This window comes from Shewanella sp. SM20 (assembly GCF_025654545.1).
GTDB lineage: Bacteria > Pseudomonadota > Gammaproteobacteria > Enterobacterales > Shewanellaceae > Shewanella > Shewanella oncorhynchi.
Genome location: NZ_JAKKRK010000065.1, coordinates 1 through 23,283 on the forward strand (window position 1 = coordinate 1; position 23,283 = coordinate 23,283).

Consider the following 23,283-nt stretch of genomic DNA (forward strand, 5'->3'; position numbering starts at 1 on the left):
CAAGACGAGCTATTTGCTTCTTCAGCTCACGGATTTCAATTTGTTCAGGGGTAATCGGAGATGCTTTTGGTGTGCCACCCTGGCGTTCTAGTTTTAACTGTCTCACCCATTTATCCATAGTGGACTTACCTACGTTCATCGCCTTTGCAGCTTCGATGATGCTATGGTTTTTATCGAGGACTAATTGGGCTGCTTCAAGTTTGAATTCAGCACTAAATGTTTTTCTGGTTGTCGATCTCATGTGTTCACSTAAAGTCATCTACGAGGTAATAATATCACCTCTATTTAGGTGGCCAAAATTAGTGTGCCACTACAGGACTCAGTGTTTAGGTTAATCACATAGGTTATGTCAGTTTCACAGTCCGCTATTTTTGTGTTAATCCAGCAGTGGATTTAACATTGACTCTTTGGCTAACATCGGCAAATTTAGCTTTTTTAAACCCTGATGGACGCAGGAAAAAACTATAGTAAAGTAGACTCGCCGACGTCCATGCAATAGCTAAACTCCATAAGTCATGGCTCAAGAAATGGGCACCGCGTAACTCTTGGCCGATACCGAACACTAGGCCTAAACTCACCCCGAAAATCAAACCAAACTTAGCTAAATGCGGACGATACTCACGCAAGACGTAATACAAGGCAACCCAAGCAAACCCACCGCTAGCATGGCCGCCAGGGAAACATTGACCAAATTCAGCGCCTTCAGGTAAACGGGCAAACAGGGAGGAATGCAGCATACGGCCGCCAAACTCAATCACATCCCACGGGCAGGTCATATGGGTAACGCTCTTGCCAATACGTACCAGCAAAACACTCGCCAATACGCTACAAAATAGATAAATCAACCCTTTACGGTACGGCTTAACCCTGTCACTTCGAAAACTAAAGGCAATGCCGACTACAACGCTCACCGCCAGCAAGATAACAAAGTTACGCCCAGCAACGTGCAATACATTTTCGGTCAGCCAATGGCCTCTTAATGGCCAAGAGTCGACACCACCCTGCCAATGAAATAACAAGGTCGCCACTTTCATATCAGCGTGAGTCCATTCAAGCCCAAAGATGATCACCGCAAACACTAAAAGTGGCGCGATTAGATGCCCTTTGGCAAAATCGATAAATGTCATCCTAACATTACCTTTCAAATAGTTACTCACTCATAAATCCAATGACTAGAATATCTTGCGTTAGGGTAGCGCTGAATTCTTATCTAAAACTTAAGAAACGCAATTGCGCCGACGTTAACACAAAATTTACATCGCAATACAACTAAATTTATTCAAAAAACTCACAACATGAGTAAAAAGACTATAGTTTATAAATAATATCGCGCCTCTAGGACTGAGCATTCATGCCATACAATTTCGCCATTAATCAGTCTCAAAAAGATCGTTTATTCGCCGACATTGCTATCGACACAGACAAAATCGTTGTTCCCCAAGAAATGGTTGATAACTGGCAACAAACCTTAGATTTGCTCTCTGAATTGGTCGACACTCCCGCGGCTTTAATCATGCGTGTCCATCAAACCGATATAGAAGTGTTTACCTCGAGCCGCACTCAGGGGAATCCCTATAAAAAACACGACAAAGACAGTTTAGGCCACGGACTTTACTGCGAGACAGTGATAAAAGGAGGCAAGGAACTTCACATTCCGAATGCCCTAAAAGATAAAGACTGGGATAAAAATCCTGATATAAAACTCGGCATGATTGCCTACTGTGGCTTACCTTTACGCTGGCCCGATAACAGCGCCTTTGGCACTATCTGCATGCTCGATAATAAAGAGCATAATTACAGCCAATCGTTTCGCAGCTTACTCGCTCGTTTTCAAAATGGTATCGAAGCCAACCTCGTCACCCTCTATCAACAGGCAAAGCTGCAACTGCACAACCAAGAGTTAGAGCAAAAAGTGCAACAACGCACCTATGAACTCGCCGAACTTAGCGGCAAGCTCATCAAAGAAATCGAAAACCGCACCTCCACCGAAACCTCACTGGAATACCATAAAAGCTACGATCCGCTCACGGGATTACCCAACCGCATCAATTTGATTAATAGTCTGTCGATCATGCTCGAAAAAGTGAATCGCAAAGAAAAGATTTCAGTACTCTATCTGGGGCTGCGTAATTTCAAATCCATCAACGACAGTTATGGTTACCTGATTGGCGATAAAATTCTCACTATTCTCAGCCAACGTTTACAGCACTATACCGATGAAAACACCTTTATCGCCCGCATCGCTGGCGCCGAATTTGTGATTATTCAAGCCCACAAACCTTCGAATAACGAAACCAATAAACTCATCAATAAAGTGCTTAACTGCTGTAATACCCCCTTTGGTGTGGCTGATTTTGTAATCACGATTCCCTCGAGCATGGGCATAGCACAAGCGCCTATGGATGGTATCGATGCCGCCATCCTGCTGCAAAAAGCCGGAGCGGCCATGACGATCAGCAAGGCTGATGGCTCAACTCACAGCTTCTTTAATCAAGATACGCAAGCCGCTTTAAACCTACGCTATCAACTGGAATCCCACTTGGTCGATGCACTGAACAAGAACGAGTTAAGCCTGCATTACCAACCCTTTATTAACTTAAAGACGAAGCAAGTGATTGGTGCTGAAGCCCTGCTGCGCTGGCATAATCCCATCCTTGGCAATGTCGCCCCAGACAGATTCATCGCCTTAGCTGAACGTAATGGCCAGATTATCGATATTGGCAATTTTGTATTGCATACCGCACTGTCTCAGGCGGCAAAATGGTGTCGCGAGGTAGGCCAAGAGTTTAAAATCGCCATCAATATTTCCCCTTTGCAAATGCGCAATCCCCGCTTTAGCGAACACATAGCCGACTTACTCACCCTCTATCAATTGCCACCGACCGCCTTAGAACTTGAAATTACCGAAGGCATGCTGATGCAGGATGAACACATTGCCCACAATGCTATCCAAAAACTACAAGAACTCGGTATCCGCATCTCCCTAGATGATTTTGGCACAGGCTACTCATCCTTAAGTTATCTACAAAAATACTCTTTCGACACCTTAAAAATCGATCGCTGCTTTATTAGTAAACTCGAAGAAAACGAACAAAATAGAGAGTTAACAAAGGCAATTATTGCCATTGGTAAGAAACTAGACTTGGAAGTGATCGCCGAAGGCGTAGAAACCCTAGAACAAGATGCCTTTATTCGTCACGAAGAATGCGACTTAGGCCAAGGCTACCTCTACGGTAAACCCATTACCGCAACACAGTTTGAGCAGGCATTTATCCATAAAAAAGAGCATTAAGTTCATCCTTAATGCTCTTTTTATTTCGCGAATTAAAACCGACTGAATAATGCTACGTGAATAGTCATTTCCACAGAATGTTATAACTCACATTTGTACAAAAGTGAGCTAGTTTTTTTACTCTAATTCGTGGAGTTCGGATTAAAATCTCTATGGGTTATCACCTTACAAACGCAAGCCAACTGTTTTACGTCCGTTTAAGCAACTTATTATGTTCTCTTGCTAACCACCACAAAAATAAGATTGCTTGTAATCCCGAAATACCTGCATAAAACAAAAACAATTCAATTTTCATAGAAGGTAATGAAATCAGAATACCGAAAGCTAGAATCCCTAAAAAATAACACCATTTATTCTGATTAAAGAACTTTACTGCCACCCAATGCACAGGAAAGCCAATTAACATCCATCCAATAATTGAGAATATAAAATAGAACACTAAAACAAAACGTATTGATCCATAGAAGTATTTAAAATCCATTGTTATTAAGTCAGATTCATTACTCCAGTAAAACAGCATAATTGGAACAAAACATATTGTTACAGCAATAAACACGGCTCGTAAAAAGTGCTCCAAATTCACAACCTCTCCCTGAGAACATAACACCGCAAGCGGCGAGCGTTAGCGAGTCCAGCACCGAAGGTGCGATGCTGACTTGCCTTGTTAACTTTTTGCATACTCTACAACTAAAGACAGCGGGAACAAAAAAATAGCTGCCAACAAGAAATAACAACAAAGATAAAACACTCCGTAATAAACTGAATTTGTTATCTTACAAGCTAACTCCAATCTACGGGTGCCTAGCAGAGACGGAAAATAACTAGAGAACAGATTAATCGCATCAGCATTCTCTTCAAAGAGTTTCACTAAGAAAAGCCTTAGCGTTGTGATAGTCATTACCATCCCTGCAAGGACAAAGGTTAAAAATAATAACCACTCAGCCATTTCAAAAGCTGTAACACCAACGAATGCAGCAAGAACAAGTAATATAGTGCCGATAACCCACCAGCGATAATAGCTTACCGCCTTTTTTGTAAGGGCCTGATAGCAAAATTGAAGCGGTGCTTGAGGGTGCATAGTTCTTCCATAAAGTTAACGCCCGCAGCACGCGCGGTTTTGTAGTGAAGGCGGAGCTGCAACGAAAAGGCCGTCGCTGTGCCTGCGATTGTTAGGCATTTCTACTTCCGGCCCCTCGAAATATAGTCGGCATATTCATCCTGAATCATAAACTCGTTCAATAACCTTTCAGATGATCCTGCGAATCGTTGCTCAATAAACTCTATCGCTTGGCCAAATGAAGTGAATGATTTGACCTCATTGGCATCCTCTAGCTCTAGGTCTGGATCTAGTGGACCAAACTCATAAATATTAAGGAATGATTCATCACCCAAATCAGCAGTTTCGTAAACTGAAACATCTATTTCGGATTTGGGACCTAGAACGCTTAGCCACTGAATACCAGCACGGCCATCCCGTTCACAGCCACCAAAAAAGCACTCAACTGCTTTCCCTCGCTTAAGCGCCGACTCGGCTTCTTGAAGATTAAGGTATCTACGGCTCATTGTGTATGCCTAACGCCGCGCTCTGCGGAGCGCAGCGGAAAATTTGTCCGACAGCAGCGCCTTGTTAACTGCAGAACTCAATTCTATAGCCTCTGGCTGTACTGTATTTTAAATCATTAAATGTGTCGCATATAACGGAACTATCAAAGAAACTAGATGCTTCATTTGTTTTCCCTTTAGTTCCGAGACCAAGTACAAGTCGCTGCAGCACTGGCAAACTATTATTTAGCTCAGAAAACAATACAGGATCTATCTTCGAATTAATTACAGCCAATTCGTTAATTGAGCTGCCTTTAATACCTGACAAAGAGGAAAGTCCATTCATGGTATCCATGACCAAGCTCTTAAGGTGCTTTAGATTGGAAACATCTGGAATGGATGTAACTTGCTTTAGAGTACTTAAATGCAATATCTCAAGAGATGTCAGGTTTTCCAGGGCACTTAGGTCGTGTAATTTCTTTACCCAAAGTATTTCTAGGCTTGTTAACTTAGATAATCCTTTAATAGCATTTAGGTCTTCAAATGTGCCGAAACCCAAATATAAACTTTCTAAATTACTCAGACTGGCAACATGCTCTATTTGTTTTTCTTGATACCCTGAAAGGGTTAGGTCTCTAAGGCTAGTGAGCGTAGCTATAGAATCGATATCTTTCTTATTTTTGACCAAACTCAGAGAATTTAACTTATTCAGATCTGATAGAGGCCTTAAAGATACAGTTTTTTTATTAAGCTCTCCCAGACTCAAAAACTCTATTTCGTTTACATGCTCAGCAATAGCATCAATACTTGTTAGCGCAGGAAGAAAAATCTCTAAAGCTCTAATGCCCGAATAGTGTTTCAGGAAATCTAAACTGTAATCGTTACCCGCAGACCATGTAGGACCAAAAGCACCACCTAAGTATGATAGAGATATACCATCGATTTTTCCTTGGCGTATTTCATCCGCGATAGATGAATGTTCTTCATCGCTCAAATTGTCGGCTATCTTTTTTAGTTTTACGCGCATAATCTCAATTCTAGGTAGCAGTTAACGTCTTAGTATTTATGCGCTGCGCTGTTTGCAGGGCATAAATCGCTTGTTGACTAAATCTCAAATATGGCCACTGCCACATCCATGTAAATGGGTATAAATGATGCTATAGGAATTTGCTTTTTTGCGGTAGCGGTTTTTTATACAGTTTGATGGGTAATCACTTGATATCGTTTTAGCTTTCTCATTTTTCGCGCTTATTTTTTGCTGATCAATCGCTATCTAACGACTCAAAACTCCAAGGAATACACCTCCACTCGGAGTTGCCGCAGGGCGAATAGAGCTCTTGATTTAATAAAGAGTGCGTGAGTTCGGTCATGGATGACCGACTAGCTTTCGCAGGTGCAGGGGCGAATGAAAATCGGTGATTTTCGCGCTTATGAGCGAGAGGCAGGGACTGCCGAACTGGAGGGATTTACATGGATGTAAAGCGCATCCAAGGGCGAAGGCCTACGGCCGCTTTGAGCGCGAGATATGGATATCGAGCTGGCTATTTAACATGGACGTTTTTGATAGGACGAGCAGTCCTCCTTGGTCGGGTGTGGGGTGAAGCCCCACGACTTTGATTTTGATTAAAGCATTCAAACTACGAAACACACTTTGGGGCAATAGCTTCTAGCTAAAGGAAATCGTTAGGATTATTAAAGCAGCGACCATCACCATAGGGTCGCGGCTTTAAATCTCACTCATAGGGATAGGGAAATGAGACTAGTCTGCTTTAATGACAGCTTGTGTCAGTATTTCTTGGTCATTCTTAAACACCACTAGCTCGCCTAGAGGACTATCGCTGCCGCCTAAGACGGTGACATAACAATAATACTGGTATGGGCCGCTGCGAAATTGGTATGAATGATTCCCTCCACTGCCATCAAAAACGAGTTTGCCTTTATTCAGCACTAAATCTGGCTTTTCACTCAATGCCTTACCCTTTGCCCATGCGGCATAGCGGTATTGGCTGTTCCCCATATCATCGACACGAATGGTAAACTTGGCGGTCTCCCAAGATAACGCTGGGCTGACAAACTCACTCACACTTGGATGTAATTCCGTTTGTTGCTTAGCAATAAGCTCTGCTTTCAGTTTTGCCTCTACCGGTGTTTGATAGTTAATGGCGATGATCTTGCCATCAAAATCCAGCCACACAACACCGCTACCGAGCATAATGCCGCGCCAGCCCATTGTCTGCCAATCGGCTTCAATCTTAGAATGGGCGATCTGCTCAAGCAGCTTAGGATCAAAAACCTGATCGAAACGTGCGATCATTTCCTGCGTATTTTGAATCGCGGGGATCGGATATTCACGTTTAAGCGGGTAAGCCACACGCTTAGCAAGCGCCTCAAGATCATTGGCCTTGGCGGCGTCGATAAGCCCCTGCACCAGAGGGATATATTCCTGTGGCATGGCTTCATCAGCGGCGTTTGCATTTATGCTTAAACCCATAACGCTGAATATTAACGCCGCAGAAAACGCGATATTCATCAGTGTAACTTGGCTGAAAACAGCTAATTTGCTTCCCTTGAGTCGTGAGGCGAATGGCATCTTTATCCCTTACTCCAAATGTCTCTGCTGAGACTAAAGGCCAAGAATACCATAAGTGCCTCAGACTAAAACCTAAGGTGATTTACACTGCGCCTGACTAAGCAGTTAATAATAGGTTTGAGTAAATCGCCAAGGCTACCGACATAAAGATGACACCAATAACCACATCGATAACCGGTGTTAGTCGCTGCAATTTAAGTTGCACCTGCGCCTTTGACAACATTACCGCTAAAAAGCCAAACCATGCCAATGACAAAGACAACAACAAAATAGCGGAAGCGATTTTAGTGCTCGTTGTAACATTTGGGGTAATCAAGGCCGAAAAAAGGGTTAAGAAAAACACTAATGCTTTCGGATTCAATAGATTGGTATAAAGCCCAGTCAAAAAACCTTGCCTGCGCGACATAGCGCCACCTAAGCCACCAGCAACAGACGCCACGCCTTCAACGTCACCAGCGCTAATGACAGCATCATCATTTGTCCCTGCATGGACTCTGGCACTCATTTTACGTTTAGCGAGTATCGCAAGGCCGGCACGCAGGGCACCAAACCCCATCCAAGCGAGGTAAGAAGCGCCCACAATTTGCACTAAGAGATACAGAGTGTGCGAACTCTTAATGAGTAGACTCACACCGGTCAGACTCAAAATCGTATGAGCTAAAATGGCTATTGAAATCCCCACAGCGGCGGAAACCGCAGTGCTTCTGGACTGCTGAGTCGCAATCTTCACCATAATGGCAAAATCGGGTCCGGGACTGATTAAAGCAACGGCATGGATTACAGCCAAGGTGAGTAATAAAGATAAATCCATAGATATGCGGCTCCGCAAAAAAGGTTAATAACGATAACTGAGGCAGCCAGTATGGCAATTTGTCGCAGCGCTGAATTGTAATAAATTGCACTATTTCAGTGTTTTTTAAAATCAGCGGCAGTTGAAAGACGGGGGAAATTAGAGCATACGCCGCTGAAATTGCACTGGCGATAATAGGAATGCCTGCTTAAAAGCTTTGTTTAAATGACTTTGATCGAAAAATCCGAACTGCTGCGCCACATCCGCCACTAAAGCGCCATGACTTAAGGACTTTTTCGCCAACTCTAAACGCACCCGCTTGAGATAAGCATGGGGAGTCATCCCTGTTGCCTGTTTAAATTGCCGTAAAAACTGAAACTTACTTAAATTAACTTCATTAGCTAAGGTTTCAAGTTGAGTATTATGCCAAGGCTCATCGTGAATTCGCTGTTTCACTAAGCTCACCTGTAACTTAGATAACCCGAGTTGTTGACTCGGGTTAGATAGGCAAGATGAAATACCGCTTGGGTAACGCTCCAGCAGCAGATGAATAAAATTCAGTAAGTGGGACTCACCCGCAAGCGCACTGCATTGGCCTTGAATTAATAGCTCGTGTAGTTGAATAAAATATTGATAAAGCGTCGGGTCATCCACCATAGGCGCGCTAAAAAAGTGCTCCTTCAACCCCAGTTCTTGGCTGACTTCATTCATGTATTCCACAGGGATCGACATCACTTTCACCCGATAACCGTCGGCATCGCGGCTTTGACCATCATGGGTTTCGTCGGGATTTAAGGTCGATAGGCTGTGCTGACCAAGCTGATAACTGCTGCCCTTATTCACAAACTGCTGCGCACCTTGAGTGACTACGCCTAAGTGGTAATCCAGATGCACATGTTTATCAAAGCTGAAATGCGTGAATTCCGCCTGACTCAGTTCTATGCCTGATAAGCTAGGATGACGCCAATAATTAATGTTTTCAATGGGTGTTGCAGTACTCATAACTCGCGGCGATTACCTATAGCATCAGCTGTAAAACAGGGGGAAACTCAGATCGACTCGTCCTCATTCTAGCCTCCATTGTCAGCGCGGGAATAGTAAATTATTGCAGCCACATAGTTTGAAACGATTTGGGCTTAGATTAGTGCTTAAATTAGTGCAGCAGAAAAAAAGCGCCCAACTATCTGGACGCTTAATTGAGATACATTTTTGCTCGGCGACATACGTAATAACCTTCGATATCGCCTTAACAGATGAATATCACTAGAAATGATAACTCACGCTGACTCTCACCATTCGTGGCTCAACAGGATGATAATGCTGATCTTCAACCCCTTCGGCTGCTTCGCCGGGCAAACGAGAGGCATAAAAATAATCTATGTCGTGATCTTTACTATCAAACACATTGAGCAGCTCAAGCTTAGTGTCGAAGCGGCGGAACTCGTATCCTAACGCGAGGTTAACTAATGTGGTCGCATCAGCCTTGTGATCATTAAAGCTGTCGAGCACCCGCTCGCCAAGGTGTCGCACACGTACACTCGAATACAGGCCATCGCCGTCGGGTCGATAGGTGATGCCCGCACTGGCAACAAAGGGAACCGCGCCATCAATATATTTACCCTCTTCAAATTCATTTTCAGTAAATCTGGCGTTAGTCCACGCTAATTCCATATCGATACTGATTGCCTCATTCAGCCAATAATAAGCCGTTAATTCAGCACCATAACGTTCAGATGCACGACTCGGCTCAGTGTTACCCGCATCGCCCACAAATACTAATTCTGAATCTAGTTGCAGATACCAGATCGCAGCAGAGAAATTAATAAAGTCCCTGTCATAGTATTTCACCCCAAATTCGCCGCCATTTGAGCGCACGAGCAGATCGACTTTTTCGACCTCATCGCCACTCATGGGGTCAACCTTAATCGTCGCACCGCGGGCATCGTTCGAATGCAGCCCTTGGCCTGCATTAACATATAACTCAAGATTATCGCTCCACAAATAAGAAGCGCCGGCTTTGAGGCTGAACATACCATCGGACGCATCGCCACTGTTAAGCGGATTATCACTGTCGACCTGCACATCAAAATAATCGTAACGCAGCCCAAGATTAAAACGCCATTGATCAGCTGGCAGCCACTCAACTTTGCCAAAAATGCCACTCGACAACTCTTGCACTTCATCAAGCCTTACCGTATTTAGCCGTTGTCGCGCCTGAGTGTTATACAAACCCACTGCGCCAATATCGTCATAACGCACATCGCTGCCCACACTGTAATTCAGTTGAGTGCCACCAAGTGAAGTCTGCCAATCACGCTTGAGATCGCCGCCCCAAATCGTGCGTTCATCAACTTGTTCAAACTCATCACCATTGATGGGATCGTTTAAAAAATAGGTAAAATTAGAGAATAAATTCATAGTCGAGCGAATAGCGTAGACATTTCCCTGCCAATCACCCGCATCGTAATTAGCTGAAACGCTATAACGGTTAGATTCACCGCCGACGTCTTTATCTAAAGATCCATAAAAATCAATTAATCCAGAATCCACCGCACGGGCGGGGATCTGATCCGCCGAATTCCAGTTGTTGTCGTAGGCCATCATAGTGACGCTCAAGTCACCCTCGCCGAGCCGAGTTAAATAACGCCCGACGACACTGATCTTACTCACATCCTCATCAATATCCGTCCACGGGCCATCATAGGTTTGTGCCTCACCACCCCAAATAAAACGACCCATGTCAGTGTTTAGCTCCTGAGTCGCCACGAGTCGCTGGTAGCCATATTCACCCAACGTCACCCCAACTTGGTTATGTGGGAGTTGATCAGCCAGCAGTAATTGCGCAGCACCCGCGCCAGAAAAATCGGCCACCTCAGGATAATAAGCGCCTTTGGCATAACGGATCTCGCCTATAAGTTCAGGGATCAAAAAGTTAAGATCCGTATAACCCTGACCATGCCCATGAGTTCGCATATTCACAGGCATACCATCGACTCGAGTATTAAAGTCTGTGCCATGATCCAAATTAAAGCCGCGTAAGAAATACTGATTCGCTTTACCCGAACCACTGTGCTGAGTGACTATCATCCCAGGAACAAATTCGAGGATTTCACCGGTTCGTAATAGGGGGCGACTCTCGATTTCTGCCGCGCCGACTATTCCCTCAGATGCCGAGGTACTATGGCCTAAGGTATTAATTTGCCTGCCGCGCACCTCAAGGCGTTCGATATTATCCGTTGCCACCTCTGCCATTACGGCACTCGATAAACAACAAAGAGGTAATAACCACGTCATTGATAACCAAAGCTTTGATAACCGCATTCCTGATAATCCCAGTCCCGATTTCATCCTTTCTTTCCTACTACAGGTGATAGACGGCAGGGATTTAACGCCTTATTTACAAACAAAAAACCGATCAAGCTCAAACTCTGATGAATAAAAAACCAGCAAAATACAGGCAAATATCATTTCTATGTGCCGTATCGCACATTTTTAAACCCAAAAGGACAAAATGTCCGCCAGTAGATCACATTTCAACCGTGTGTTAGTGCGAAATCATGGTAATAAAATAATCTTGCTTGAATAAAAATGAACCCATTTATCAGGCTAGCTATACTCTAAATAACTCAACACTTTTAGAGACACGCTATGCAACGATGGAGCAATATGCACATTTGGAGTGTGTGGGTAGGCCTTTTCTTTTGTGTCTCGGTTCATGCAACCAGCAAATCAACAGCAGAAACCACAGCGATGATTGCTGATAAACCTATCATTACGATGGCGTTTTATGAGGACCCCAAACATAACTTCTACTTTAAATGGGCTGAACTGATTTACGCCCAAGCCTTTGAACGCTTAGGATATGACTTCTCCTATCAAGTGGTTCCCGCAGCCCGCGCCAGTATGATGGCGGATTCAGGTAAAGTGGATGGTGAGCCGGGGCGTGTATCTCATTATGGCGAAAAGTTTACCAACCTCATTCGAATTGAAGAACCGGTTATCGATACCCATTTAATTGCCTTCGCGCACAATCCCGAAATCAAAATACCTGACTGGCAAGCGCTGCAAAAGAGTCGATACAAGATCGAATACTATCGAGGCGTGTTCCTCGCAGAACAAAAGCTAAAGGGACTCATTCCTAAGGAGCGTCTGACTGAATCTTCGTCCCCTGCGAGCTCCTTTCGTAAAATGCTCCGCGACCGAATCGATATCTATATTGATACGGAGGCAAGCTCATTGGATCTATTACAAACGCCTGAGTTTCAAGGCAGCAAAATAATCGCGATTGCCACCCTAGAAGAACTCACCAGCTATGGTTACTTAAATAAACGTCACGCGGCACTCGCCGTTAATCTTGCTCGGGAGCTAAAACAGATGAAGCAAGAAGGTATATTTGACACCTACAAACAACAGGCCCAAAAATCGCTTAATAATGAAATGAATCATGGCGATACCCCAGAATAAATCAGCATCGAATGTAAAAGTCGTGGCTTACTTTTCCCCACAGAAGATGGCACTAATGTAAAAAGCCTGTTCAATCATACTGAACAGGCCATGTATTCGATGAAAAAGCGCATAAAACTCACCTACAAAACCTAGGTTAAACCTTACTTATTTGCTTGCGAGTTTACGCCAACGCAACCCATAGCGAATCACCTCATAGCCAGGGAACATAGCGGCAATCACTAGAGTATAACTTAGCCAGTGTTCTAACTGTAATAACGTAAACTCCCCATTTAATTCAGCGCCTTGGTTTTGTACTTGGCTTTGTAATAGTGGCGAACTAAAGGCCAGAAAGACTAAGAACGAGGCATAAGCAAGATTGATCCCCATATTCGCCAGTAACAATTCAGTAGTCCACACTCGGCGGCGTAGTTGCCAGAGACTATTCCCCATAGACAGCAAAATAATAGGGCTAAACCATTGCAACAATTGCTGAGCACTGGCGCTGAAAATCACAGTCCGCGCGGCTAATTGCTCGCTACTCATCCACACAGAACACCAAATCACAAGTAAGAGAAAAAGATATGTCGCCAGATCGGTAAACACATCGCTTAAACTAATATGCTGCCAACCGGGCCCAACCTTAGGCAAATTCTGCGGCTGCCATTTTTGGCAATTGCTGCCAGATAGGGGTTTCCCCTGAGCCGAGAAACTCCAAAAGGCCAACAGGATAGCGGTAAAGGCAAGACAGGCATCGCCGATAAAACCTTTGGCAATATGGTGGATAAATCCTAATAGATCCCCCTCTGCAGAGCCCAACCATTGAGTCGTGCCGCCCACAACCTGCAGCACAAACAAGACCCCAAGCACAGTGAAAAGTGTATGTTTAAAAAGCGGAATATCCTCAGAGGCAATAATAGGTACTGCCGGAACAAATTGCTGCGCGACCTTACAGGGATGACCCATTTGCTTTAATACCGCGACAATTTGCGCTTCAGTCAATTCACCTTGTTCAGATAGGGCATCCAATTGGTCGCAGATATTGGCTTTTAATTCACGGCCTATTTCCTGACGTTTATTCTCGGGTAATTCTCGCTGCACCGCGGCGATATAGCGATCGACTAATTCCATATCAAATCTCCTCTGCACTCTCGTCTGAGCTTTTCATATCTGAGCCATTAGTGTCAGCGCTTTGCTCCAGTAAAAAAGCCAAGGCGCCATTAAGTTGCTGCCATTCATCGGTAAGTTGACTGAGCAACTCAGCCCCCAATGACGACAATTGGTAATAACGACGCTCACGCCCTTCGGCCTGTCGCCACTCACTATCCAACAATCCTTGATCGGCTAGGCGGCGCACTAAGGGATACAGAGTCCCTTCGTCAATATCGATACCGCCTTCCTGCAACTGTTTGCGGAGCGAATAACCGTAGTGGGCTTGTTTTAATAATCCCAGTACCGCCAACACTAATACCCCACGGCGCAACTCGAGTCGCATTTTGACTAGCTGTGAACTTGTCATTGTCGAATTCCTATCCTTAACACTGTGTCACACACACTGTGCGCCACACAGCAAATACTATGTAGCACACAGTAAGATTGCAAGTTTTTACGCACATTTTTTGATCACTTTGTTTGTTACTAATGCAATCTATTGTTTGTATTGAATTTACAAAAATGCCAACCGTTTCTGCTAAGTGCTCACATTTCCCCACCGCCATACACTCAATGCGAATGAGTCACACATAAGCAAATTCAAGATAAAAAATTGCAAAACTTCCTTTGCTTGAGTAACTTAGCTGCCAACATTGAATCGCTGACTCGTCAACCTAAGTACGGTTTGCTCCTTAAAAGAGATAAATAGGCACGACTCAAGTAAGTATTGATATTCAATAACTAAAAATATTAAGCCGTTAAATTAAGGACATAGAAAATGCTCATGGATAGAGGCGTGCTGGTACGCTGGAACGATGAAAAGGGATTTGGCTTTATTCAGCCTGAAAAAAATGCAGCCCAAGATGTGTTTATTCACATTTCGGTGCTGAAAAAGATGGCGAGAAAACCCATAGTGGGCGACAGCATTCTGTATCAAACGGAAGTGCAAAATGACGGCAAGAGAAAAGCGGTTATCGCCTCAATTGAAGGCGTCGCTGTTATTGCAGCAAGTGCAACACCGCGCTCCCACTCTCATGTCCAATCACGCAATGAAAACTTCAACTTCAATAACAAAGACAAAGCCCATTACCATAGCCCACGAAAATCTTCATTTAATACGATAATCCCGCTGCTAATAATCGTTGCCATAGTTATCTTTGGCTTTAAACAATACCAAGAATTTAATGAAGCTCCTGCAATCGATGAAGTACCAGTCCTCACGAATGAGGACATTCAGAGAATGCCCATGTACGAAACTAAAGTGAGAACTCAAACACCTGCAACGCCAAGATTCCAATGTGAAGCGGGTAAAACCCATTGCAGCCACATGAGTTCCTGTGCTGAAGCGACATTCTATATCCAACATTGCCCCAATACTCAAATGGATGGTGACGGTGATGGCATTCCCTGCGAGCGTCAGTGGTGCAGTTAGCGATGCGCATATGTAAAGTCACGCGGGTAACCTTAAGCCTGAGCAGGTAGCGAAATGATAAATAATCTAAAACAATGGCTAAATCGTCTAACAGGCATACAGCAAATCGGAGTGATTGCTGCCAGTATCGGGCTTCTCATGCTTGGCTTATTCTACCTTGGTCAATTTATCGGTAGTAGCGTGGTAAAAATGGGCTGGCTTTAAGTCTAAAAACACGCAAACTAGCCCATTAATTCATACCCATAGCAACTTCTAAATAGCAACGCATGCACACCGATATCATCACGCAAATTGATTCACCAGAGATGCTTGAGTCCATGTTAACCGAGCACGCTGCGGTGCTGTTGTTATTTGGCGCGCCAAACTGCGGTGTGTGTCAAACGCTCAAACCAAGAATTGCTGAGATGTTAGCGCAAGCGTTCCCGCAGATGCGGATGGCCTATATTGATTGCCAAGCCCAAGGTGAGATAGCGGCGAGCCGCAATGTATTTGCCTTGCCTGTGGTGGAATGTGTGTTTTATGGCAAAACCTTTGGACGTTTTTCCAAGGTGTTTTCGTTAGCGGATATTCGAGGGGCGCTTGCCCGCCCCTACGCTTTAACTGTGGCGGAATAATTCAAATTAAACACTGAGATTATTTGTTTACCAGCGGCCTAAACCCAGCGTAATGCACTGACTTATCGAGCTTAACCTGTACTGCTGGCGTGCTTATAAGACGTGTTGAGCCAGGTGCTGCTTTAGCTTTACCACTGCAACCGCAGCCGTCACCTGTAGAATGACAACATCCGCCCTTGGCTGCATGTTTGAGTGAAGCGCGACCTTGGGATGCATCCGTCAACCTAAGATTCAAATCCGCTGTTTGTGCAAGCAAAGTCGCCACTGTTTGACTGGCACTGCCTTTACTCACGCTAATCCCCGCATCGAGCAACTTTCCTAACATGCGCTCACCGATATTCTGCACAAGTACAATATTGGTACCCTGTTGAATAATCAGCTCTAATAAGGCTTTTTTAGCACTACAGTCACCTTCAATTGCCGGGTTATCGACCAGCTTGATCAGCTGAAGCTGTTCGTTATAAAAACCAATCTGTAGGGCTTTAGTAAAGTGACTGGCGAGGCGTTCGCGGCTCATCGGCATGGCAATAATCATGATAAATCCTTGTCTGTTTGGGTTGGCAGTCTCAAGGCTTGACCTTGAGTAATGGCCGTCGCCACCTTTTTACGGGCATTGGCGAGCAGGTATCCAAAGGTTTGCCGAGAGATCCCCATCAAGGCCGCGGCTTCGATCTGGCTTAATCTTTTCACATCACCCAGTTCGAGGGCCTCAAACTCATCGGCCTCTAATTGAATATGAGTTAATTTAACCGCAGGGATCCCATTAGGCTTAAATAGGCTACAGGGCACACAGCTCGATAATTGACGGCATTTTTTGGGTCTTGGCATAACGGTTTTTATCTTTAAGTCGTCTTAAATGTCTTGAAATCGGGTTTTAGGTCTTAGTGCACATCTTGTTTACAGCGCACGACACTCGGCTCATCTAGCTAAGGGAGTCCATAGCTTTGGATTCTCAAGCGTGATAACTGACTTGATGAATAAGTTCAGTGGATGAACCATAAAACTGTCACGAGTTTCTGGCCTAGGCCAGAAACTATTATTCGCGCCAACGACATTCAAAACTGTAGGACGGCTCACAGTTACCTATATCAAGCATGACTAATTAACAGAACGGCTGTCTGGCGTGACTAACACACTCAATGGCTAGCGCCCTGCAAGGTCAGTTTTAATCTGCGTTGGAGTGCCGAGGGATAATGACAAACTCTCAAAAAAAAATAAGCAGCCGTTAAGCTGCTGTGATAGGTGGCATTTACTGATTTAAACGGGTTAAATCCTCAGACTCACAGTAGTTTACCTGTACCGAATAGCCGTCATCTTGCTTAATAAAATCGACAAAGTTTTTAATCGCAGGTAAGGCATCTTCCCTATGGTGCGACACGTACAGCAATTGGCTCAGATGATGCTCGGCTATCATCTCCAGCGCCCGCATCACTAAGGTGCGATTGATGAAATCTAAGCCCTGATACGGCTCATCTAAAATCAGTAACAGTGGCTGTTTAATCAAGGCGCGACCTATCAGCAGTAACCGCTGCTGACCATAATCGAGCTTCTTAAAGCTGGTGCTCGCCAGCCCTGTCATGTGCAAAATCGCCAACCATTCCTTCGCCAAATCTAGCTGAGGCTTAGTGGGTTTATGGTACAGGCCAATAGAGTCAAAAAAGCCCGAAAGCAGCACATCTAATGCCGAGCAACTGACGCGATATTGCAAGTGCAGCGCCGACGATACTATGCCAATCCGTTGTTTAATCTGCCAAATACTCTCGCCGCTTCCGCGAGGTCGGCCAAAGAGCGTGATGTCATTGCTATAACATTGGGGGTGGTCGCCTAAAATCAGCCCCAGCAAAGTGCTTTTACCGCAACCATTTGGGCCACGAACTTGCCAATGTTGCCCCGCTTCAATGCGCCAATTCACGCCGCTGAAAATCAGCCCACTGACATATTCCACTTTGCCATTTTTAATCTCGACCAGAGGATCAAACGCCTCGGCGTTGTGCCTTTGCCGCTCCATCAAGGCCAAGAGTTCATCGCTACGTTGCGCCGATAACGCATTCAACTGCGCCATCACAGGATGATTGAGCCATTGCTCAATCGACATCGACGGGCTGAGTTTGTGCACACTCTGCCCAGATTTCAGCATCTCGCCATTAAACAGCGCCACATGGCTGATGCACGGCGGCAATTCTTCTTGGCGTGAGGTAATGATCAGCAACTGGCTATGTTCGGCCACTTCACTCAGCAGCTCAGATAAACTCGCCTGATGTTCAGCATCGAGCCCTGCATAAGGGTCATCTAAAATCAGCAATTGCGGTAACATTGCCAGTGCACGTGCCAGCATGACTCTGCGCGTTTCGCCCGTGGATAATTGCCGAAAACCACGCCGACGCAGCGGCTCAAGCCCAACCTTTTGTAATAATGCTGGGAGTTGCTTGGCATCTTGGCAGCATTCCAACACTAAGGATTCGACACTCGAACCGTAATCCAACTCGTCTTTTTCTAACTCGCGCTCCAGCAACGCTTGTTGCAACCCAAGTGACACCCAGCCGATACGTTGCGGCAGGCCAGCAATCGTCCCTTCATCGGGCAGAATATCACCCGTTAATATTCGCCCGAGCAAGGAACCACAATAACTGTCGGTCGCGAAAATCGCCCAATGTTCAGCAGGGTGCAGTTGCCACTCATCGACCACTAGCACCTCATTATCACGCCCGTATCGTAACTGTTTAACCACAATACTTTTGTCTTGGTTCGCGACAACATCAAGCATAACCACAGTTCCTTTCTATTTTTAAGGGATGATAAAAGCCAGCGATTACCCAATCGCATTGCTCCATGATATCTAAGGCAATCATATCTAGAGCCACAATATCTTAGAGTCATGATATCTAGAGCCATAATATCCAATGCAACGGCTCACGATGCACGACAGTCGCTCAGGGTTTATCGGCAGATTTTGGGGAATACGTCACCAGAGTAAAGCTTATTGGGAATAAAATCTAATGCGCTTAATGGCATAGGCAAAGCGTGGCAACATCCAATGGGTACGCATGTGTGAGGCAACCACTCTGGCAGAACTGTGATAAAATCGGCACCTGTTTAACTTTCATATCAACAAGGTAATGCAATGAATCCCATTATTGCCATCTTAAAAGAACACAACGTCAGTGACGCTAAAATCCAAGAACTGTTTCAAACATTAACCGAAAATCCATTAATGGCGATGGGTACGCTCGGTCAATTAGGTATCCCAGCCGAAAAATTACAACAACTGTTGGGGCTAGTGATGCAGAAACCAGCCTTGATCAAAGAAGCCGTACTCGAACTCGGTTTGGATTTCTCAAAAGTAGAAGCCGCAAAAGCCCAGCTACAAAAATAAGCGCAGACTGTTCAAGTTTGTAGCCATCATGCGCTAGGGGAATGCGCGTAACTCAGCTCCCCTAGCGAATATTAAAACCACGAAACCGCAAAGTAACTAAACCCCACAGCAACTAAACCCCAAAGCCATTGACGCTCAAAATGATAGTACCAAGTGAACTAACTGTTTTGCGCCTGCCACTCCTCAATCGCCTCTTTTGCCGCTCGAAAAGCTTCAATCCCCGCAGGCATACCGCAGTAAACGGTGCAATGCAGTAAGACTTCTTGGATCTCTTCAACCGAGCAGCCATTGTTTAGCGCGCCCCGCACATGGCCCTTTAACTCAGTCGGCGCCTTTAATGCCGCCAGCGTCGCAATAGTAATCAAACTGCGCGTTTGCCTTGAAATGGCATCACGCACCCAAACCTCACCCCAGCAATTGGCCGTAACTAAATCTTGCAGCGGTTGTGTAAAATCCGTCGCACTATTGAGCGCCTTATCCACATAGCTATCGCCCATCACTGCACGACGCACCTCAAGACCCTTCTCGTATTGCTCATCGTTCATCGATGCATCCTTTTTGTTATGTGATTAAGCTATGTGATTAAGATCTGTAATTAGACTTATTGAACCGCCACCAACCAATCTGCCCTATATCCTTACCACCTATAACTGATAACTAACGTTAGATTGAGCGCACCCAAGCAACGAACTCTTCGGCGAGTCTGGGAGGGTTACAGGCCTCTGTCTGATCTGCGATCTCGTTATAGTACTCGAGCTCGTGAACTATGATGGGTACCGAACGACCGAAAACGCGACTAACGGTTAAGTTGGAATGGAGTGTAGAAGCGACAACGCATACTGCGGCAACAAATTGCTCGGTTATCTCCTGACCAAGCTCAAGGCAGCGATCAAAATCGACATCTTCCTCCGCATCACTGTACCCGAGACCGAGATCGGCCACCCAGCGAGCTAAGATATCCGCAGTCTGAGAGTCAGAATCCCCAAAGACGAGGAGTTCGTTTTGAAGCCAGAAGGCATAGTTCCATTTTGCTTCGTCAGAGCTAGAAGCCTTTGGAATCGAGGCATGCCACTCATCGACTGTGTTATAGCCGACTGTCAGCGTAGGCAGACGGGGATCGTCATATTCGTTGTTGATATAGAAAGACAATGCATAGATCTGCTCCGCCTCAGCGGTTGGTATACTCGCGAGCGCTTCGGTAATAGCACTCTGAAGCGCGGTAATCATTGAGATATTCATACTGGGTTTCCTGCTCGTTTAATGCCGCATTTGGCGAATGAAAATAGTGCATTGTAATTGAGAAAAAGAGCTTAACCCACTATTTTTGTTCAGCTTAAATGTCTGCCAATATATTAGTATTCAACCAATTTATCATTAGGATAGTCTCCAATCTATCACACGTAAGACTGCCATTTTTATATAACCCTACGGCCAAGTGATAGAAGCTTGGAATACTCAAAGATACCTATATTTTTCTTGTAAATAACTCAGAAAGAAATGTGTCTGTCCTCGCTTTCGATCTTTCAAAGGTTGGCAGACTATTTTGCAGCTCGTTTGCGGCTTAACAGCCAAAGTAAATCAAGATCGTGGGGCTTCACCCCACACCCGACCAAGGAGGACTGCTCGTCCTATCCTCCTTGGATTCTCCAAGACGCCCCTAGCGAAGTTACATGTATTAGTAACTGGTCTCATACTCCAATAAAAATTGCCTAACGGCTCAGATGGGACATCCCTGTCCCCCCGAGCCTGCGCCATCATCCATGATGTCGCCACGGCATTTTTATCTGCGTATTTCGACAACTTCGCAGGGGAAGGTGTATCTCTTTTATATTTGGTGTTGCTTGCGAGTCATGCAAAGCAAACAGAATTATACCCACCATCCCTTTTTTAAAATTTAACAATGCGTGGCCCATTAAATTTTCATGGATGTGAAAGAGCGGCCATGCCGTCAACGGTCACTTACATGCCAATGCTTAATCCAACCAACTCTCCAGTTATCTGTATGCCTTTTTATAAGCATACACTCTGCAAATTTAACAATGGGTGGCACGTTAAATTAACGTCTATCGCTTTGGTGTTGCGTGCTATTTGATAAAAAGATGCATATTCCGTCTTTGGTTTACTGGGCAACAACTCACTATTGTCGCTATTCACCATATGCTGTACGCTAGTTTAAATTTTTGATTGATAAACAACACTTAAGCAATTACTTAATCAATCATCGCTAGTTTGGTGTTAGCGAAAATCTCGCTAATAAAATATGGCGATATACAAATGAGTCAGGGAAGATCCGCTCTAGAAAAGCGAACAAGGCAAGGAAAAGCTTTCTATACCTCTCCTTAAAGATGCTCCCCCTCTGAACTAATTGTGATTCAGTTTAAGGTTTTACAAACCACAGACTGATAGCTTTATTATTGTTTTTATTAAAATTTATTGTCTGTATTTGCGGTCTGGTAGCAAGAGCCATGGGCGGTAGCGTGCTTCAATCCTAAGATAAAGCCACCATCACAGACCTGTCCCTAATATCCCCAAATTTATGAAGGAACATAAATGCAAGATGTCATGGTCAATCTTTATGATTGTAAACATTGTTCAGGAACAGGAACTTGTTCCAATGGAATTAATAACAGTTCATGTGAACGCTGCGCAAAACTAAACGAATTACCTATTTGGCGAAGAAGAAATCAATTTGGACTAATATGTGGTTCTTGCGGTGGAATTGGAAAAGCCGAACCTCTAACTGAACGAATTAATAAGAGGACTGCGCCCATCTTAGCAATCATGCTAGTAATGGTCTTACTCACAATCATCAGCCTAGCCGCCTTTTTTGAAAACAAGTACTTCACCGAACTTCTTGCTTTTTCAAGTGCAATAATTGGCTCCATCTGCGGGTACTACTTCTCATCCTTAAAAACGGGTAAAGCATAACCACATTCGTTGGAGTTAAAATGCAGAATAAAGAAAAAATTGCGGTGTTCATTGATGCAGATAACGCGCCAGCCAAGAAGTTTGATGTTGTACTTGCTGAGCTTGCAAAACACGGTCTCATCAGTATTCGAAAAGCTTACGGTAACTGGAAAAGCCCGAACCTAAAGCCATGGGAAGATATCCTGCATGAATATGCCATTCAGCCCATCCAACAATTCGATCTTACCAAAGGTAAAAATGCCAGCGATATTGCTTTAGTTATTGATGCTATGGACATTCTTTACACTAAAGATATAGACATTATTTGTTTAATATCTTCGGATTGCGACTTTACTCCCTTAGTGACGAGAGCCTTAGCTGATGGCAAAACCGTTTTTGGTTTTGGAGAACGTAAAGCACCAGCCGCTTTTGTGAATAGTTGCTCTCGCTTCCTCTACCTCGACGCAGAACCTGTTGTTGTCGCAGAAGAAATAGAGGTGATATCAGAATTAACCCAGCTTCCACCAACGACACCTGACTCAATTAGTAAAACCAAGCAAGTTCAGCCTAAAACCGCCACACCGCAGAAATGTAATTTAAAAAGTGACTCCAAACTGCTCAATATGTTGCGTCAAGCCATAGAAGCAACAGAAGAGGAAGATGGCTGGGCGCAACTCGGCCCAATAGGCTCACATATCTCAAATCACAGCTCTTTCGATCAGCGAAACTACGGGTTTAAAAAACTCAGCGATCTCTTTGCCGCAATCGATCTCTTCGAAATGCGTAAAACCCACGGCTCTGTGCTATGGGTAAGATATATAAAAAGAGCTAAGAAGAATGAAAAATAATTAGTCGATTAATATTTATAAAATCAACTAAAACAAAATATATACACTCAATTCTGAAGAATCCCCTGATGATTTACAAATAAATCATCAAATTAGAGTGGAAGCGCATCTTGTTGCATGATCAAATGGTTTCGCTAAAAACTACACTTGGACAACAAGATGCGCGAAGCCAATATCCTACAACATTCTTTACACCAATACTGCCCAGAACTTCACCTAAAACGATTAAACAGCTTGATGCTGGCCTCTAAGGCACTGATTGAATGTAAGACACTGACCTTGACTGAGTTAGGTCGAAAT

At 44.5% G+C, this 23,283-nt stretch carries 24 protein-coding genes and 1 pseudogene; 8 read left to right on the plus strand and 17 right to left on the minus strand.

Features of this window, described 5'->3' with window-relative positions; genetic code table 11:
* Positions 1-241 (minus strand): transposase (locus L5M18_RS20335; protein ID WP_263198401.1); only part of this gene is annotated, 241 nt, incomplete at its 3' end.
* 124 nt (positions 242-365) lie between these two features.
* The gene (locus L5M18_RS20340) at positions 366-1,127 is read right to left on the minus strand and encodes a phosphatase PAP2 family protein (RefSeq protein WP_263198403.1); all 762 of its coding nucleotides are present in this window, start codon (positions 1,125-1,127) and stop codon (positions 366-368) included.
* A 224-nt stretch (positions 1,128-1,351) separates the two neighbouring features.
* On the opposite strand from L5M18_RS20340, the gene L5M18_RS20345 reads away from it, so the two are divergent.
* A complete protein-coding gene (locus L5M18_RS20345; protein WP_263198406.1) occupies positions 1,352-3,292 on the plus strand; it encodes a GGDEF domain-containing protein in 1,941 nt (646 codons plus the stop codon).
* A 187-nt stretch (positions 3,293-3,479) separates the two neighbouring features.
* Here the strand turns inward: L5M18_RS20345 and L5M18_RS20350 are convergent, their stop codons facing one another.
* The 8 genes from L5M18_RS20350 to L5M18_RS20385 form a co-directional block, all read right to left on the minus strand.
* Positions 3,480-3,875, minus strand: a complete 396-nt coding sequence (locus tag L5M18_RS20350; RefSeq protein ID WP_263198408.1) for a hypothetical protein — start codon at positions 3,873-3,875, stop codon at positions 3,480-3,482.
* Between the two features lie 81 nt (positions 3,876-3,956).
* Positions 3,957-4,370, minus strand: coding sequence for a hypothetical protein (locus L5M18_RS20355; RefSeq protein ID WP_263198409.1), 414 nt, complete (start codon positions 4,368-4,370; stop codon positions 3,957-3,959).
* Positions 4,371-4,471: 101 nt separating this feature from the next.
* On the minus strand, positions 4,472-4,855 hold the full coding sequence (locus L5M18_RS20360) for a hypothetical protein (protein WP_263198412.1): 384 nt from the start codon (positions 4,853-4,855) through the stop codon (positions 4,472-4,474).
* 64 nt (positions 4,856-4,919) lie between these two features.
* Positions 4,920-5,861: a hypothetical protein gene (locus tag L5M18_RS20365; RefSeq protein ID WP_263198414.1), complete on the minus strand. Its 942-nt coding sequence runs from the start codon at positions 5,859-5,861 to the stop codon at positions 4,920-4,922.
* 732 nt (positions 5,862-6,593) lie between these two features.
* Positions 6,594-7,424 carry a hypothetical protein gene (locus L5M18_RS20370; protein WP_263198416.1) on the minus strand — a complete coding sequence of 277 codons (831 nt, stop codon included), beginning with the start codon at positions 7,422-7,424 and terminating at the stop codon, positions 6,594-6,596.
* Between the two features lie 97 nt (positions 7,425-7,521).
* Positions 7,522-8,235: a LysE family translocator gene (locus L5M18_RS20375; protein ID WP_263198418.1), complete on the minus strand. Its 714-nt coding sequence runs from the start codon at positions 8,233-8,235 to the stop codon at positions 7,522-7,524.
* Between the two features lie 138 nt (positions 8,236-8,373).
* The gene (locus tag L5M18_RS20380; RefSeq protein ID WP_263198420.1) at positions 8,374-9,216 is read right to left on the minus strand and encodes an AraC family transcriptional regulator; all 843 of its coding nucleotides are present in this window, start codon (positions 9,214-9,216) and stop codon (positions 8,374-8,376) included.
* Between the two features lie 261 nt (positions 9,217-9,477).
* Positions 9,478-11,535 carry a TonB-dependent receptor gene (locus L5M18_RS20385; protein ID WP_411569280.1) on the minus strand — a complete coding sequence of 686 codons (2,058 nt, stop codon included), beginning with the start codon at positions 11,533-11,535 and terminating at the stop codon, positions 9,478-9,480.
* Positions 11,536-11,862: 327 nt separating this feature from the next.
* On the opposite strand from L5M18_RS20385, the gene L5M18_RS20390 reads away from it, so the two are divergent.
* On the plus strand, positions 11,863-12,678 hold the full coding sequence (locus tag L5M18_RS20390; protein ID WP_263198421.1) for a transporter substrate-binding domain-containing protein: 816 nt from the start codon (positions 11,863-11,865) through the stop codon (positions 12,676-12,678).
* Between the two features lie 147 nt (positions 12,679-12,825).
* Here L5M18_RS20390 and L5M18_RS20395 read toward each other — a convergent pair whose 3' ends face one another.
* Positions 12,826-13,788 (minus strand): hypothetical protein, encoded by a 963-nt coding sequence (locus L5M18_RS20395; protein WP_263198423.1) that lies wholly within the window; start codon positions 13,786-13,788, stop codon positions 12,826-12,828.
* A gap of 1 nt (position 13,789) precedes the next feature.
* On the minus strand, positions 13,790-14,176 hold the full coding sequence (locus L5M18_RS20400; RefSeq protein WP_105251375.1) for a PadR family transcriptional regulator: 387 nt from the start codon (positions 14,174-14,176) through the stop codon (positions 13,790-13,792).
* A gap of 411 nt (positions 14,177-14,587) precedes the next feature.
* Between L5M18_RS20400 and L5M18_RS20405 the strand changes: the two genes are divergently transcribed.
* Both L5M18_RS20405 and L5M18_RS20410 read left to right on the plus strand, forming a co-directional pair.
* Entirely contained in the window at positions 14,588-15,241 is a 654-nt protein-coding gene (locus L5M18_RS20405; protein ID WP_263198425.1) for an excalibur calcium-binding domain-containing protein, read from the plus strand.
* A gap of 266 nt (positions 15,242-15,507) precedes the next feature.
* Positions 15,508-15,855: a thioredoxin family protein gene (locus tag L5M18_RS20410; RefSeq protein ID WP_259511154.1), complete on the plus strand. Its 348-nt coding sequence runs from the start codon at positions 15,508-15,510 to the stop codon at positions 15,853-15,855.
* A gap of 19 nt (positions 15,856-15,874) precedes the next feature.
* Here the strand turns inward: L5M18_RS20410 and L5M18_RS20415 are convergent, their stop codons facing one another.
* The 3 genes from L5M18_RS20415 to L5M18_RS20425 form a co-directional block, all read right to left on the minus strand.
* Positions 15,875-16,390: a NifB/NifX family molybdenum-iron cluster-binding protein gene (locus L5M18_RS20415; protein ID WP_263198426.1), complete on the minus strand. Its 516-nt coding sequence runs from the start codon at positions 16,388-16,390 to the stop codon at positions 15,875-15,877.
* On the minus strand, positions 16,387-16,683 hold the full coding sequence (locus tag L5M18_RS20420; RefSeq protein ID WP_012088215.1) for a DUF134 domain-containing protein: 297 nt from the start codon (positions 16,681-16,683) through the stop codon (positions 16,387-16,389). Before L5M18_RS20420 ends, L5M18_RS20415 begins: the two co-directional genes overlap by 4 nt.
* Before the next feature lie 421 nt (positions 16,684-17,104).
* Positions 17,105-18,619: an ATP-binding cassette domain-containing protein gene (locus L5M18_RS20425; protein ID WP_263198427.1), complete on the minus strand. Its 1,515-nt coding sequence runs from the start codon at positions 18,617-18,619 to the stop codon at positions 17,105-17,107.
* A 357-nt stretch (positions 18,620-18,976) separates the two neighbouring features.
* Between L5M18_RS20425 and L5M18_RS20430 the strand changes: the two genes are divergently transcribed.
* Positions 18,977-19,228 carry a DUF2999 family protein gene (locus L5M18_RS20430; RefSeq protein ID WP_006083102.1) on the plus strand — a complete coding sequence of 84 codons (252 nt, stop codon included), beginning with the start codon at positions 18,977-18,979 and terminating at the stop codon, positions 19,226-19,228.
* 158 nt (positions 19,229-19,386) lie between these two features.
* Here the strand turns inward: L5M18_RS20430 and L5M18_RS20435 are convergent, their stop codons facing one another.
* Together L5M18_RS20435 and L5M18_RS20440 are read right to left on the minus strand one after the other, a co-directional pair.
* A complete protein-coding gene (locus L5M18_RS20435; protein WP_219253638.1) occupies positions 19,387-19,773 on the minus strand; it encodes a carboxymuconolactone decarboxylase family protein in 387 nt (128 codons plus the stop codon).
* A gap of 118 nt (positions 19,774-19,891) precedes the next feature.
* Positions 19,892-20,455: a hypothetical protein gene (locus L5M18_RS20440; RefSeq protein ID WP_263198428.1), complete on the minus strand. Its 564-nt coding sequence runs from the start codon at positions 20,453-20,455 to the stop codon at positions 19,892-19,894.
* A 1,323-nt stretch (positions 20,456-21,778) separates the two neighbouring features.
* On the opposite strand from L5M18_RS20440, the gene L5M18_RS20445 reads away from it, so the two are divergent.
* From L5M18_RS20445 to L5M18_RS20455, 3 genes and pseudogenes are all read left to right on the plus strand, one after another.
* Positions 21,779-22,156, plus strand: coding sequence for a molecular chaperone DnaJ (locus tag L5M18_RS20445; protein WP_198573436.1), 378 nt, complete (start codon positions 21,779-21,781; stop codon positions 22,154-22,156).
* A 20-nt stretch (positions 22,157-22,176) separates the two neighbouring features.
* Positions 22,177-22,983, plus strand: a complete 807-nt coding sequence (locus tag L5M18_RS20450) for an NYN domain-containing protein (protein ID WP_263198429.1) — start codon at positions 22,177-22,179, stop codon at positions 22,981-22,983.
* Positions 22,984-23,142: 159 nt separating this feature from the next.
* Positions 23,143-23,283, plus strand: a pseudogene (locus tag L5M18_RS20455) (IS4 family transposase); the annotation flags it as partial.

Coding starts and splice junctions, on each gene's coding strand:
- L5M18_RS20340 (WP_263198403.1), bottom strand. CDS start 1,127: ATGACATTTATCGATTTTGCCAAAGGGCATCTAATCGCGCCACTTTTA.
- L5M18_RS20345 (WP_263198406.1), top strand. CDS start 1,352: ATGCCATACAATTTCGCCATTAATCAGTCTCAAAAAGATCGTTTATTC.
- L5M18_RS20355 (WP_263198409.1), bottom strand. CDS start 4,370: ATGCACCCTCAAGCACCGCTTCAATTTTGCTATCAGGCCCTTACAAAA.
- L5M18_RS20360 (WP_263198412.1), bottom strand. CDS start 4,855: ATGAGCCGTAGATACCTTAATCTTCAAGAAGCCGAGTCGGCGCTTAAG.
- L5M18_RS20365 (WP_263198414.1), bottom strand. CDS start 5,861: ATGCGCGTAAAACTAAAAAAGATAGCCGACAATTTGAGCGATGAAGAA.
- L5M18_RS20370 (WP_263198416.1), bottom strand. CDS start 7,424: ATGCCATTCGCCTCACGACTCAAGGGAAGCAAATTAGCTGTTTTCAGC.
- L5M18_RS20375 (WP_263198418.1), bottom strand. CDS start 8,235: ATGGATTTATCTTTATTACTCACCTTGGCTGTAATCCATGCCGTTGCT.
- L5M18_RS20380 (WP_263198420.1), bottom strand. CDS start 9,216: ATGAGTACTGCAACACCCATTGAAAACATTAATTATTGGCGTCATCCT.
- L5M18_RS20385 (WP_411569280.1), bottom strand. CDS start 11,535: ATGCGGTTATCAAAGCTTTGGTTATCAATGACGTGGTTATTACCTCTT.
- L5M18_RS20390 (WP_263198421.1), top strand. CDS start 11,863: ATGCAACGATGGAGCAATATGCACATTTGGAGTGTGTGGGTAGGCCTT.
- L5M18_RS20395 (WP_263198423.1), bottom strand. CDS start 13,788: ATGGAATTAGTCGATCGCTATATCGCCGCGGTGCAGCGAGAATTACCC.
- L5M18_RS20400 (WP_105251375.1), bottom strand. CDS start 14,176: ATGACAAGTTCACAGCTAGTCAAAATGCGACTCGAGTTGCGCCGTGGG.
- L5M18_RS20405 (WP_263198425.1), top strand. CDS start 14,588: ATGCTCATGGATAGAGGCGTGCTGGTACGCTGGAACGATGAAAAGGGA.
- L5M18_RS20410 (WP_259511154.1), top strand. CDS start 15,508: ATGCACACCGATATCATCACGCAAATTGATTCACCAGAGATGCTTGAG.
- L5M18_RS20415 (WP_263198426.1), bottom strand. CDS start 16,390: ATGATTATTGCCATGCCGATGAGCCGCGAACGCCTCGCCAGTCACTTT.
- L5M18_RS20420 (WP_012088215.1), bottom strand. CDS start 16,683: ATGCCAAGACCCAAAAAATGCCGTCAATTATCGAGCTGTGTGCCCTGT.
- L5M18_RS20425 (WP_263198427.1), bottom strand. CDS start 18,619: ATGCTTGATGTTGTCGCGAACCAAGACAAAAGTATTGTGGTTAAACAG.
- L5M18_RS20430 (WP_006083102.1), top strand. CDS start 18,977: ATGAATCCCATTATTGCCATCTTAAAAGAACACAACGTCAGTGACGCT.
- L5M18_RS20435 (WP_219253638.1), bottom strand. CDS start 19,773: ATGAACGATGAGCAATACGAGAAGGGTCTTGAGGTGCGTCGTGCAGTG.
- L5M18_RS20440 (WP_263198428.1), bottom strand. CDS start 20,455: ATGATTACCGCGCTTCAGAGTGCTATTACCGAAGCGCTCGCGAGTATA.
- L5M18_RS20445 (WP_198573436.1), top strand. CDS start 21,779: ATGCAAGATGTCATGGTCAATCTTTATGATTGTAAACATTGTTCAGGA.
- L5M18_RS20450 (WP_263198429.1), top strand. CDS start 22,177: ATGCAGAATAAAGAAAAAATTGCGGTGTTCATTGATGCAGATAACGCG.